This is a genomic window from Polaromonas sp. P4_H1 (assembly GCF_056400945.1).
Genome location: NZ_JBFUKG010000002.1, coordinates 59,541 through 71,312 on the forward strand (window position 1 = coordinate 59,541; position 11,772 = coordinate 71,312).

Sequence of the window (11,772 nt, forward strand, 5' to 3'; positions counted from 1 at the left end):
TAAATAGCTCCCATGCGCCTGTAAATATTGGTCTAGCGCCACTTTCCTTATCACTCAGACAGCCCAGCGCAAACCATGCGCCAGCGCACCCGGCCAGGCCGCCTCGCTCGGTGATATTTCTTCACCCGGTTGCTGCAGCACACGGTCCAGGATCCTCTTTTCAAGGACACCAAACTGCGGGTTGCTGCGCTCCCGGGGGCGGGCCAAAGGGATGCGCTCATCCAGCGCAATGCGGCCGTCTTCAATCAGGATGACGCGGTCGGCCAGTGCCACAGCTTCCTGCACGTCGTGCGTCACCAGCAGGGCTGTGAAGCCGCTTTGCTGCCACAGGCCTTCAATCAGCTGGTGCATTTCGATGCGGGTCAGCGCGTCGAGTGCGCCCAGCGGTTCATCGAGCAGCAGCAGGCGCGGGTTGTGCACCAGGGCTCTGGCCAGCGACACGCGCTGGCGCTGCCCGCCCGAGAGCCGGGCCGGCCAGTCAGGCAGGCGGTCGGCCAGGCCCACCTGGGCCAGCACCTCGGCCGCCGCCGCATGGCCGCCGGGCGGCAAGCCCAGCGCCACGTTGTCCACCACGCGCCGCCAGGGCAGCAGGCGCGAGTCCTGAAACATGATGCGGGTGTCGTTGCTCAGGCTCTTGACGTCCTGCCCACCCTGCCGGATATTGCCTTGCGTGGCTGGCTCCAGCCCGGCCACCAGGCGCAGCAAGGTACTTTTGCCGCAGCCGCTGCGGCCGACGATGGCGACAAACTCGCCGGGTTCAATCGTCAGCTCGGTGTGTTGCAGCACCTGGCGCTTGCCGTAGCGCTTGGACAGGCCGCGCACTTCAAGACGCACGCCACGGGATTCGGTTTTTTTAGCAATGGTCATGGCTTTCCTCCTTAAACGCCAGCGCTCTGGTAGCCGGGGTGCCAGCGCAGCCAGTAGCGCTCCAGCCCGCGGGCAAACACGTCGGCCAGCTTGCCCAGCAGGGCGTAAAGCAGAATGCCGACCAGCACCACATCGGTCTGCAAAAACTCCCGCGCATTCATCGTCAGGTAGCCAATACCGGCCTGTGCCGAAATGGTTTCGGCCACGATGAGAATCACCCACATCAGGCCAAGCGAAAAGCGCAGCCCCACCAGAATGGACGACAGCGCGCCCGGCAGAATGATTTCGCGGTACAGCTGCCAGCGCGACAGGCCATAGGTACGGCCCATTTCGATCAGGCCCGGGTCCACATTGCGGATGCCGTGGAAGGTGTTGATGTAGATCGGGAAGAACACCGACACGGCAATCAAAAAGAGCTTGGCCGTTTCGTCAATGCCAAACCACAGGATCACCAGCGGAATCAGCGCCAGCGCCGGGATGTTGCGCACCATCTGGATGGTGGAGTCGAGCAGGGTTTCAAAAAACCGCACCGAGCCTGTCAGCAAGCCAACAGCCAGGCCCAGCCCGCCGCCAATCGCCAGCCCGGCCAGCGCCCGCCAGGCACTGACCTTCACATGCGTCCACAACTCACCGGACACCGACAGCGCCCAGGCGGCCTTGATCACCTCCAGCGGCGCGGGCAACACGCGGGTAGACAACCACCCCAGTGATGAGGCCACCTGCCAAAGCGCCACCAAGCCGAGGGGTACCGCCCAAGGCAGGAAGCGCTGGGCCAGGTCACGCAAGAAAGCGGCGACAGAAAACTGCGGCCAGGCCAAACCGGCCAGGGACCGAAAGCCCAGCCCCGGCGTATCCACGCCATCAGGAAAATCAGGAAAGCCAGGCACAGGTGTGACCTGCAGTTCACGGATATGGTTGGTCATCAGATCGTCCTTGAGCTCAGCTTTGCGAGACACGCGGCAGGTAGTTGTTGGCCACCACCTCGCCAAACGGGCCATTGAGCGCCGTCCCCGAGAGCTTTTGACGCAACTTGCGCGGCAGCAGCGGAAACACCAGCTCGGCAAAGCGGTAGGCCTCTTCCAGATGCGGATAGCCCGACAACACAAAGGTGTCCAGCCCGAGCGCCGCGTATTCTTCAATGCGCGCCGCCACGGTCTGCGGGTCACCGACCAGCGCGGTGCCGGCACCGCCGCGCACCAGGCCCACGCCGGCCCACAGATTGGGGCTGATTTCCAGGTCGGCGCGTGTGCGACTGAACGCCGACGGGCCGCCCCTAGGCGTGAGCGCCCCCTCGGGGGGCAGCGAGGACACGTTAGTGCCGAGCGTGGGGGCCTTATTCCTTGCCCCCGCGTGAAGCGCCGCCATGCGGCGCTGGCCTTCGGAGTCCATTCTGGAAAACGCCGACTGTGCCCGGATCACGGTGTCGTCATCGAGCCGGCTGATCAGGTTCTCGGCGGCTTTCCAGGCCTCGTCGTCGGTTTCCCGAACGATGACATGCAGGCGGATGCCAAAGTTGACGGTCCGGCCATGCTTCGCGGCACGCTCGCGCACATCGGCCACCTTTTTGGCGACGTCAGCAGGCGGCTCACCCCAGGTCAGATAGGTATCAACCTGCTCGGCAGCCAACGCGTGCGCCGGGGCCGACGAGCCGCCGAAATACACCGGTGGGTAAGGTTTTTGCACCGGCGGATACAGCAGCTTGGCGCCCTTCACGCTCAAGTGCTGGCCTTCGTAGTCAAAGCTCTCGCCATCATGGCTGCGCGCAAGGATCTCACGCCAGATACGAATGAACTCAGCCGATTGCTCGTAGCGCTGGGCATGGTCCAGGTAGACGCCATCGCCTTCCAGCTCGGTCTGGTCGCCGCCCGTCACCAGGTTGATCAACAGGCGGCCGCCCGAGAGCCGGTCAAAGGTGGCGGCCATGCGGGCTGCCAGGCTGGGCTGGTGCAGGCCGGGTCGCACGGCCACCAGGAACTTGAGGTTTTTGGTCACCGGCAGCAGGCTGGAAGCCACGACCCAGGGGTCTTCGCAGGAGCGCCCCGTGGGGATCAACACGCCTTCGTAGCCGAGGTTGTCGGCAGACTGCGCAATCTGCTTGAGATAGTCGTAGTTGACTTCACGGGCGCCTTCGCCCGTGCCCAGGTAACGGCTGTCACCGTGGGTGGGGATGAACCAGAAAACCTGCATCAGAAACTCCTTGTTGATGCGCTGGCGAGGCGCGTTCCAGCGGCCACCGCAGAACCGGCTTTGCCGGGCTGCTGGTGGCGCCCCCCTGGGGGGGAGGCGGCCGCCAGGCCAATTCGGGGGGGATTCCCAGGCTGCCACACGATGTCGGCCACACGGACTGGCTTTGGAATAAGGCCCAACTTCAGGAAGGCGTCGGCCACGCGTTGCTGGTCGGCCACGGCCGTCGCATTGAGCGGGCCGACCGGTGAGGCCGGACGGCGCTGAATGAAAAGACTGACCACGCCCGCATCGAGGCCACTGAAATCGGACACCAGCTTGATGGCCTCTTTGCGCTTGTTCTGCGCGATGGCGTCGGCACGCGTCAACTCGTCAAACAGCACCGCCAGGGTCTTCTCATGCTGCGTGGCAAAAGGCCTTGAGGCGAGGTAGAACGAGTTGTTGCTTGACAGCTCACGCCCCGTAGCCAGCACGCGTGGCTTGATGGCCAGCTCTATCGCCGCATAAAACGGGTCCCAGATGGCCCAGGCGTCCACGCTCTTGCGCTCAAACGCGGCCCGTGCGTCGGCCGGCGCCAGGTAAATCGGCTGGATGTCGTCCCACTTCAGACCGGCCTTGTCGACCGCACGCACCAGCAGGTAGTGCGCGCTGGAGCCTTTTTGCAGGGCGATTTTTTTGCCCTTGAGTTCTGCCAGAGAGCGCACCGGCGAGTCGTTCAACACAAGAATGGCCGAACTGTCGGGTTTGGGAGGCTCGACACCCACATACAGCAGGTCTTTGCCTGCCGCCTGCGCAAATACCGGCGGTGAGTCGCCCGTGAGGCCAAACTCCAGGCTACCGACCGACAGGGCCTCCAGCAACTGCGGGCCGGCCGGGAATTCGGCCCACACCACCTTGGTGCTGGGGAAGCGCTTTTCGAGCACGCCCAACTGTTTGAGAATGACCAGATTGACGGCGGACTTCTGGTAGCCAATCCTTAGCTGCTCGGGTGCTTTCTCAGTGGTAGCAGAGGGCTGTTGCGCCTTGGCGGCCTGGATGCCCAAGCCCCACAGGGCTGCGGTGGTGCCGACAATTTTCAGAAAACGGCGGCGCAAAGAAAAAGAGGCGGGCTTGCTGACGGACTTGCTCATGGTGTGTTTCCTTCTCGTGTTTCTTGTGTTTCTTGTGTTTTTCGTGTCTTAGGGTGCAGGCCGGTAAGCCGCATCACGAACCGCAATGGCTTTGGGGATCAGCTTGAGGTCAAAAAAGGTGTCGGCCAGTTTTTGCTGGTCGGCAATCACGCTGTCGGGCACAGGCCGGACGTTGAACTCATAGCGCTTGAGGCTGAGCTCGACCACTTCGACGGGTAGGCCTTGCAGCGGTGCAATCAGCTCGGCCGCTTTTTTCAGATTGGCCTTGAGCCAGGCGCCCTGCTCCACCGAGTCGTCAAACAGCGCCTGGATCACTCTGGGGTTTTTGGCGACGAAACTGCGCTCGGCCAGGTAGTACTGGTAGTTGTTGACCACGCCCTTGCCGTCTGCCAGCACACGGGCGCCAATGGCTTTTTCTGCGGCCGCCGAGAACGGATCCCAAATCACCCAGGCATCGACGTTTTTGCTTTCAAATGCGGCCCGCGCATCGGCCGGTGGCAGGTAAACCGGCTGAACATCACTGAGCTTGAGGCCATTTTTCTCCAACAGCCTGACCAGCAAGTAATGCACGTTGCTGCCTTTGTTGAGGGCGACTTTCTTGCCCTTCAGCTCAGCCACCGACTTGATGCTGGAATCCTTGGGCACCAGAATCGCTTCGGCTTCCGGCGCCGCCGGGTCGTAGCCGATGTAGGCAAATTTGGCACCGGCAGCTTGCGCAAAAATCGGCGGCGCTTCACCCACATAACCGACATCCACCGAGCCCAGGTTCAGGCCTTCGAGCAGTTGCGGCCCGGCCGGAAACTCCACCCATTTCACGCTGGCGTTCAGCGGTGCCAGGCGCTTTTCAAGCGTTCCCTGGGCTTTTTGCAGCACAAAGAGGCTGGCCGCCTTCTGGTAGCCGATGCGCAGCTCGACTTTCTCCCGGGCACTCTGGGCGCGGGCCACAGGCATCAGCAAAAAACTGACGATCAGGGCGAGCGCTGCCACGGTGAGCGCTGCGATGGCCAGGTCACGCACGGCCCGCAGCACCCAGCCTTGCCGGCTGGGGCTTTCATGGGGCGCGCTCGTGGTTGTATCAGTTGTCATGGTCATGTCCTTTGGGTGGTGCGCAGGCAAGGCTTGGCCCTGCCGGCAGCGCAGCATTCTTGAAAAATTGGAAGAGATTTAAAAATCGGCCTCAAAAGCCGGGGCCGAAAACCGGGGAACGTGCGCGTCAGACGCTACATCGCACCCTGGAGAAATGAACCGGCTCAAAGCCGGTCGTGGCCGGCATTCGAAAGCTCTCGGCCAGCAGGGTCAGGACCGCGTCATCAAGCCGGGCGGCAATGTCGGGGCCGACCGTATAACGCTGGTCGGCTGCCTGCGGGACTTGCGCGTCGGTGGCGTACACACCCGGCAAGATGTGGCGGGCCGACAGGGACTGCAGCACCGGCCGCAGCGTGTAATCAAGGGCCAGCATGTGATGGGGGCTGCCGCCGGTGGCCAGCGGCAGCACAGTTTTTTCTTTCAAGGCGGTTTGCGGCAGCAAGTCCAGCAGCACCTTGAGCAGGCCGCTGTAAGCCGCCTTGTACACCGGCGTGGCCACCACAATGGCACGGGCCCGCGCCACCTGCGCTATCACTGCGGCAATGGCCGGATGCCCCCATTCCGCCAGCAGCAGCGCCTGGGCGGGCAGCTCGCGGATGTTCAGGCGGTCGACCGCCAAGCCGCCCCGCAGGGCCAGCCGGTGGCTGACCGAGTCGAGCAGCGCCGACGAGCGCGACTGTTCGGATGGGCTGCCGGCGATCAGCAGGATGGATTGTTGCGCGGACATTGTTTAAAGTTTTCCCTGATTAATAAGCTCACCCCGAAGCGGCCTGCGGCCGCCTCCCCTCAAGGGGCGCCAGCTGCGGCCCGGCAAAGCCGGTTCCGCGCTGGCACTGGGAAAGAGCTGACACGCGCTACTTATTTCCGGGTGTAAATTTGGTCGAAGGAGCCACCATCGGCGAAGTGTTCCTTGTCTGCCTTGGTCCAGCCACCGAAGGCCTGGTCGATGGTGAACAGGTTCAGCTTGGCGAACTGCTTGGCGTACTTGGCCTTGGCCTTCTCGGAAACCGCCGGGCGGTAGAAATTCTTGCCCGCGATGTCCTGGCCTTCTTCCGAATAGAGGTACTTCAGGTATTCCTCGGCGACGGCACGCGTGCCTTTTTTGTCGACGTTCTTGTCGACGATGGCAACCGCAGGCTCGGCCAGGATGCTGAGCGACGGGGCGATGACATCGAACTTGGTGCCAAATTCCTTTTCCAGCAGGTAGGCTTCGTTCTCCCACGCAATCAGCACATCCCCCTGGGCGCGCTGCGCAAAGGTGATGGTCGATCCACGGGCGCCGGTATCCAGCACCGGCACATTGCCGTACAGCTTGGCCACAAAGTCTTTGGCCTTGGCGTCGCCGCCATATTTGCGCTTGGCAAACTCCCACGCCGCCAGATAGTTCCAGCGGGCGCCACCCGAAGTCTTGGGGTTGGGCGTGATCACGCTGACGCCCGGCTTGACCAGGTCATCCCAGTCCTTGATGCCCTTGGGGTTGCCCTGGCGCACCACCAGCACGATGGTCGAGGTGTAGGGCGAGGAGTTGTGCGCCAGTTTCTTTTGCCAGTTGGGGGCGAGCCATCCGCCGTTTTTCACCAGCGCGTCGGTGTCTCCCGCCAAGGCCAGCGTGGCCACGTCGGCATCCAGGCCATCGATGATGGAGCGGGCCTGCTTGCCGGAGCCGCCATGCGACTGCTTGATGGTCACGTCCTGGCCGGTTTTGGCTTTCCAGTGTTTGGCGAAGGCGGCGTTGTACTCCACATACAGCTCGCGGGTGGGGTCATAGGACACATTAAGAAGCGTCACCGCCGGTTGCTGGGCATGGCTGGCCAGGACTGACCCTGCCAACGCTACGGCCAATGCCGCATGGGTGGAAACATTGATAAAGTGACGGCGTGTACTCATGGTTGCTTTCCGGTCCAAAAATGCATGTTTATGCGGGAAACTGGATTCTGGAAGCAGCCATTGAAAACAGGAACGAATAAGAAATCAGCTTGTTATTCCTAAAACATCTTATAACCACGAAAGAATATTCAAATGGCACGCATGGTCAAATGCATCAAACTGGGCAGGGAAGCCGAAGGCCTCGACTTTCCCCCCTATCCCGGCCCACTGGGCAAGCGCCTCTGGGAAGAAGTCAGCAAGGAGGCCTGGGCCGATTGGATGAAACAGCAAACCATGCTGGTCAATGAAAACCGGCTCAACCTGGCCGATGCCCGCGCCCGCCAATACCTGGCCCGGCAGATGGAAAAGCATTTTTTTGGCGAAGGCGCCGATGCGGTACAGGGCTACGTGCCACCCTCCCAGCCGTGAGCGCGTAAACACCCCGAAGATTTACATCCTGAACATTTCGGATGCCCGAGCGCATTGAGTGGCTGAAAGACGGCACCCCCTACAGCCCGCGTTTTGGCGACCGCTACCGCAGCGAATTGGGTGGGCTGGACCAGGCTCGTGAAGTTTTTCTGAAGGGCTGCGGCCTGCCCGCAGCCTGGGCCGGGCAACCGCAATGGTGTGTTCTTGAAACCGGCTTTGGCCTGGGCCTGAATTTCCTGGTGACTTGGGCAGCCTGGAAAACCGACCCGCAGCGCCCTGGCCTGCTGCATTTCGTATCTACAGAAGCATTCCCGGCCAGCGCGGAAGATGTGCTGCGCAGCGTTCGGGTTCACCCCGAATTGCTGCCTTTTGCGCAGCAACTGCAGGAGCAGCTCTGGGGCCTGTTGCCGGGGTTTCACCGCCTGGCCTTCGAGGAAGGCCGGGTGCTGCTGACGCTGTGCATCGGTGATGCCAAAGCGATGCTGCGCGAACAATCGTTTGAAGCCGATTCGGTCTACCTCGACGGTTTCAGTCCCGGGCTTCAACCGGAAAATTTACCGGATATCTGGGATCTGCATACCTTCAAGGCAGTCGCGCGCTGCTGCAGGCGCGGTACCCGCGTGGCCACCTGGACGGTGGCACGCAGTGTGCGCGATGCGCTGGCGCAGTGCGGATTTGTGGTGCAGAAAACGCCGGGCATTCCGCCCAAACGCGACAACCTGCAGGGAGAATTCAACCCCGCGTGGGAACCCAAAAAATCGACGCAGCCGCTGCTGCGTCACCGGGCGGGCCGTTGCGTCGTGATCGGCGCTGGCCTGGCCGGCGCGGCGGTGGCGGCGAGCCTGGCGCGCCGTGGCTGGCAGGTGGAGGTGCTGGATGCGGCAGACGCACCTGCCGGCGGCGCGTCCGGCCTGCCCGCGGGTGTGCTGGCGCCGCATGTGTCGCCCGACGACAGCCTGCTCTCGCGCCTGTCGCGCAGCGGGGTCAGGGCCACACTGCACCAGGCCCAAACGATGCTGCACGCTGGCAGCGACTGGAACCCCACCGGGGTGCTGGAGCATTGCGTGAACCATGCGCGCAGGATGCCGGCCGCCTGGCAGTCCGATCGGGTCGAGGCCGCGCAAGACTGGACCTGTTCGGCCACACCCGGGCACCTTGCACAATGCCACCTGCCGGCCTCGGCACCTGCCCTGTGGCACGTGCGGGCGGGCTGGATCAAACCCGCCAGTCTTGTTAAAACCTGGCTGGCATCGCCAGGCGTTGAGTTTCATGGGCGCGCAGTCGCGAGCCGGCTCGTCCGCCAGGCGGACTCCTGGCAAGTGCTGGATGCCCGCGGGCAGGTGCTGGCGCGCGCTGAGCTGGTGGTGCTGGCTGCGGGTTATGCCAGTCGTGCACTGGCCGAAGCAGCCTTGCCGCCAACAGCCCCGCCGCTGGCTCTGCAGGCCATTCGTGGCCAGGTCTCCTGGGCATTGCACCCACCGGGCTCCGCTGACGCGCTGCCGGCATTTCCGGTCAACGGCCACGGCAGCCTGATTCCCGCGCTGCCCATCAACGGTATGGCCAACGAGCTTGCGTGGGTCACGGGTTCGACCTTTGAACGGGACAACGTCCTCAATGAGCTTAAGCCTGAAGACGACCGGCACAATCTCGGCCGGCTGCAGACACTGCTTCCCGATGCGGCACACAAACTGACCGCGCAATTTGAGGCGGGACAGGTCAAGGCGTGGGCCGGCGTGCGCTGCGCAACACCCAGCCGCCTGCCCGCGCTGGGACCCTTGGCGGCGGCGCCCGGCCTGTGGCTATGCAGCGGCATGGGATCGCGGGGACTGACCTTTGCCACGCTCTGCGCGGAGCTGCTGGCCGCCAGGCTTCATGCGGAGCCTCTGCCACTGGAGCAGCGCTTGGCCGAGGCCTTGCTACCTCAGTACGGCGAGGCAAAGCCGGTGTCGAAAGACTGAAGGAATTTGTAGCCGGGTCAGCTCACCAGCGTGCGGGGGCGCCGGGGCGCGGGGAGAAGCGACAGCGTCAGGTCAGGCTGAGCAGCAGGTGCTCGAGCTTCCCGGGATGCAAAGGCTTGCACAGGCAGGCGCGGGCGCCCGCCAACCAGCCGCGCGCCGCATCGAATCGCGAAGCCTTGCTTCCGGTCAGTATCAGGAAATCGACTGCCGGGCGTGCCTCGCCCATCTGCTTGACCAACCGCCAGCTGTCCATATCCGGCAGCTCCAGGTCCAGGATGACCAGCTTGTAGAGCCGGTTATTCAGCCATTGCAGCGCTTCTGCGCCGCTGGCGGCTTCGTCAACATGCATCAGCCCGGCCATCGCCAGCCGAGCCCGCATATACAGACGGGCATCATGGCTGGCATCGACCACCAAGGCGTGGGGCCGGCAGATCCCGGACGCTGGCTCCAGTAGTGCCGAGGAGGTGGTGAACTCAAAATCCAGGTCCAGGTCCAGGTTCAGGTTCAGGTTCAGGTTCGTATCCGGCACGGGAGAGGATTCAGGCCCGAGAGGCAAGTCGAGGTCGAACTCAGGAAGGTCATGTTGAATTGCCGGCGACATGTCCAGCGCAAACAGCTCATCCATGCCATCAATCACGGCTGCCCATTGAAGCGGGCGGGCCACGACAAGGCTCGCCCTGGCAGGCGCCCTGTCACCAACCCAAATGAGCTTGAGACTGTCATGGGCGGGGTTGGCCAGCTCCAGCGCGGCTTCCCAGCTGTCTCCATCAATCAGCGCCATCTCTGCAGCCTGGGGAGCCGCCGCCGTCCAGAGCGCATAAGCCGTTGACCGGCTCTCGGAAAGGCGAAACATCGTGTTCAGGGCGTGGCGCTCCACGTCACTGAACCCGAACACCTTGACAAAAATTCGATTGACTGCCTCGCCGCCCATATCGCCCATGCATGCCATTTGGAGGTGATTATGCGGGGATTCAGCCAGCTTTTTCATGTCCCGAAAATTCAGAGTGCGCATCACCAGCAGATCACTTCATGGCATCAGGCGGACGGCGTGCCTTGACATAGGCATCGCTGGGCAAATAAGCCTTGCCATCCGCATAGCGCCACTGCACCATCGTGCCCTTGTGGCCGCGCAGGTCGAGCTTGCCCACGTAGGCCCCCATGGTGGACTGGTGATCCACCGCCCGGAATTCAGCCGGTCCAAATGGCGTGGAGAACTTCAGGCCGCGCAGGGCCGTCACCAGTTTCTCGTTGTCGGTGGAGTTGGCTTTTTTGATCGCTGCAAAAATGGCCTGCATGGTGGCATAGCCCACCACCGAGCCCACCTTGGGGTACTCATTGAAACGTCGGTAGTAATTGGCCGCAAAACTGGCGTGCTCCCGCGAATCGATCTGGTCCCAGGGGTAGCCGGTCACGATCCAGCCCTTGGGTGTTTCATCTTTCAGCACATCCAGGTACTCGGGCTCGCCCGAAAGCAGGGAAACTACAGGCGTTTTGGGGAAAATTCCACGCTGGTTGCCTTCCCGGACCAGCTTGGCCAGATCGGCGCCGAAGGTCACATTGAAGATGGCGTCGGGCTTGCTCTGCATGGTGGCCTGCAGCGTGGTGCCGGCATCCAGCTTGCCCAGCGCCGGCCACTGCTCACCCACAAACTCCACATCCGGCCGCCTGGCCTTGAGCAACTCCTTGAAGCTGGCGACAGCGCTCTGGCCATATTCATAGTTGGGGGCAATGGTGGCCCAGCGCCTGGCGGGCAGCTTGGCCGCCTCCTCGACCAGCATGGCAGCCTGCATATAAGTACTCGGACGCAAGCGGAAGGTGTAGCGGTTGCCCTTATCCCACACAAGGGCGTCGGTCAGCGGCTCGCTGGCCACATACACCCTCTTGTTCTTCTGGGCATGATCGGCCAGCGCCAAGCCTACATTGGACAGAAAGCCGCCGGCCAGGACGTCCACTTTTTCCTTCGATGTGAGCTCGATGGCATGGCGCATCGCTTCCTCGGGTTTGCCGGCGTCATCGCGCGCGATTACCTCCACCTTGCGCCCCAGCAGGCCACCCGTCACATTGATTTCCTCCACGGCGAGCTGCCAGCCCTGGCGATAAGGTTGGGTGAACTGTGGAATGGTCGAATAGCTGTTGATTTCACCGATTTTGATCGGCGGCTTTGAGCCGGCTTGCGCCAGCACCCCAGTCACCGAGGCCAGCAACAGACTGCCCAGCCAGGCGGATTTCGTAAATTTCACGGTTTTCTCCAA

11 protein-coding genes are annotated in these 11,772 nt (G+C 62.8%); 2 read left to right on the forward strand and 9 right to left on the reverse strand.

Annotated features, from left to right (window positions below; genetic code table 11):
- Positions 1-54: 54 nt before the first annotated feature.
- The 7 genes from AC1DS5_RS03145 to AC1DS5_RS03175 form a co-directional block, all read right to left on the reverse strand.
- On the reverse strand, positions 55-867 hold the full coding sequence (locus AC1DS5_RS03145; protein WP_477716803.1) for an ATP-binding cassette domain-containing protein: 813 nt from the start codon (positions 865-867) through the stop codon (positions 55-57).
- An 11-nt stretch (positions 868-878) separates the two neighbouring features.
- A complete protein-coding gene (gene ssuC, locus AC1DS5_RS03150; protein ID WP_477716804.1) occupies positions 879-1,790 on the reverse strand; it encodes an aliphatic sulfonate ABC transporter permease SsuC in 912 nt (303 codons plus the stop codon).
- A gap of 16 nt (positions 1,791-1,806) precedes the next feature.
- Positions 1,807-3,054 carry an FMNH2-dependent alkanesulfonate monooxygenase gene (locus AC1DS5_RS03155; RefSeq protein WP_477716805.1) on the reverse strand — a complete coding sequence of 416 codons (1,248 nt, stop codon included), beginning with the start codon at positions 3,052-3,054 and terminating at the stop codon, positions 1,807-1,809.
- Positions 3,054-4,181 (reverse strand): sulfonate ABC transporter substrate-binding protein, encoded by a 1,128-nt coding sequence (locus tag AC1DS5_RS03160; protein ID WP_477716806.1) that lies wholly within the window; start codon positions 4,179-4,181, stop codon positions 3,054-3,056. The genes AC1DS5_RS03155 and AC1DS5_RS03160 overlap by 1 nt, the downstream gene beginning before the upstream one ends.
- A 48-nt stretch (positions 4,182-4,229) precedes the next feature.
- Positions 4,230-5,267, reverse strand: a complete 1,038-nt coding sequence (locus AC1DS5_RS03165) for a sulfonate ABC transporter substrate-binding protein (RefSeq protein ID WP_477716807.1) — start codon at positions 5,265-5,267, stop codon at positions 4,230-4,232.
- Positions 5,268-5,394: 127 nt separating this feature from the next.
- On the reverse strand, positions 5,395-5,994 hold the full coding sequence (gene ssuE / locus AC1DS5_RS03170) for an NADPH-dependent FMN reductase (protein WP_477716808.1): 600 nt from the start codon (positions 5,992-5,994) through the stop codon (positions 5,395-5,397).
- A gap of 131 nt (positions 5,995-6,125) precedes the next feature.
- The gene (locus AC1DS5_RS03175; RefSeq protein WP_477716809.1) at positions 6,126-7,154 is read right to left on the reverse strand and encodes a sulfate ABC transporter substrate-binding protein; all 1,029 of its coding nucleotides are present in this window, start codon (positions 7,152-7,154) and stop codon (positions 6,126-6,128) included.
- 132 nt (positions 7,155-7,286) lie between these two features.
- Between AC1DS5_RS03175 and AC1DS5_RS03180 the strand changes: the two genes are divergently transcribed.
- Both AC1DS5_RS03180 and mnmC read left to right on the forward strand, forming a co-directional pair.
- A complete protein-coding gene (locus AC1DS5_RS03180; protein WP_477716810.1) occupies positions 7,287-7,562 on the forward strand; it encodes an oxidative damage protection protein in 276 nt (91 codons plus the stop codon).
- 41 nt (positions 7,563-7,603) lie between these two features.
- A complete protein-coding gene (gene mnmC, locus AC1DS5_RS03185; RefSeq protein ID WP_477716811.1) occupies positions 7,604-9,520 on the forward strand; it encodes a bifunctional tRNA (5-methylaminomethyl-2-thiouridine)(34)-methyltransferase MnmC2/FAD-dependent 5-carboxymethylaminomethyl-2-thiouridine(34) oxidoreductase MnmC1 in 1,917 nt (638 codons plus the stop codon).
- A gap of 67 nt (positions 9,521-9,587) precedes the next feature.
- Here the strand turns inward: mnmC and AC1DS5_RS03190 are convergent, their stop codons facing one another.
- Entirely contained in the window at positions 9,588-10,460 is an 873-nt protein-coding gene (locus tag AC1DS5_RS03190) for a response regulator (RefSeq protein WP_477716812.1), read from the reverse strand.
- A gap of 82 nt (positions 10,461-10,542) precedes the next feature.
- Positions 10,543-11,760, reverse strand: coding sequence for an ABC transporter substrate-binding protein (locus tag AC1DS5_RS03195; RefSeq protein WP_477716813.1), 1,218 nt, complete (start codon positions 11,758-11,760; stop codon positions 10,543-10,545).
- Positions 11,761-11,772 lie beyond the last annotated feature (12 nt).

Excerpts from the sequence above, each read along its gene's own strand:
- AC1DS5_RS03145 (WP_477716803.1), bottom strand. The coding sequence starts at position 867 with ATGACCATTGCTAAAAAAACCGAATCCCGTGGCGTGCGTCTTGAAGTG.
- AC1DS5_RS03165 (WP_477716807.1), bottom strand. The coding sequence starts at position 5,267 with ATGACAACTGATACAACCACGAGCGCGCCCCATGAAAGCCCCAGCCGG.
- AC1DS5_RS03160 (WP_477716806.1), bottom strand. The coding sequence starts at position 4,181 with ATGAGCAAGTCCGTCAGCAAGCCCGCCTCTTTTTCTTTGCGCCGCCGT.
- AC1DS5_RS03180 (WP_477716810.1), top strand. The coding sequence starts at position 7,287 with ATGGCACGCATGGTCAAATGCATCAAACTGGGCAGGGAAGCCGAAGGC.
- ssuC (WP_477716804.1), bottom strand. The coding sequence starts at position 1,790 with ATGACCAACCATATCCGTGAACTGCAGGTCACACCTGTGCCTGGCTTT.
- ssuE (WP_477716808.1), bottom strand. The coding sequence starts at position 5,994 with ATGTCCGCGCAACAATCCATCCTGCTGATCGCCGGCAGCCCATCCGAA.
- AC1DS5_RS03190 (WP_477716812.1), bottom strand. The coding sequence starts at position 10,460 with ATGGGCGATATGGGCGGCGAGGCAGTCAATCGAATTTTTGTCAAGGTG.
- mnmC (WP_477716811.1), top strand. The coding sequence starts at position 7,604 with ATGCCCGAGCGCATTGAGTGGCTGAAAGACGGCACCCCCTACAGCCCG.
- AC1DS5_RS03155 (WP_477716805.1), bottom strand. The coding sequence starts at position 3,054 with ATGCAGGTTTTCTGGTTCATCCCCACCCACGGTGACAGCCGTTACCTG.
- AC1DS5_RS03175 (WP_477716809.1), bottom strand. The coding sequence starts at position 7,154 with ATGAGTACACGCCGTCACTTTATCAATGTTTCCACCCATGCGGCATTG.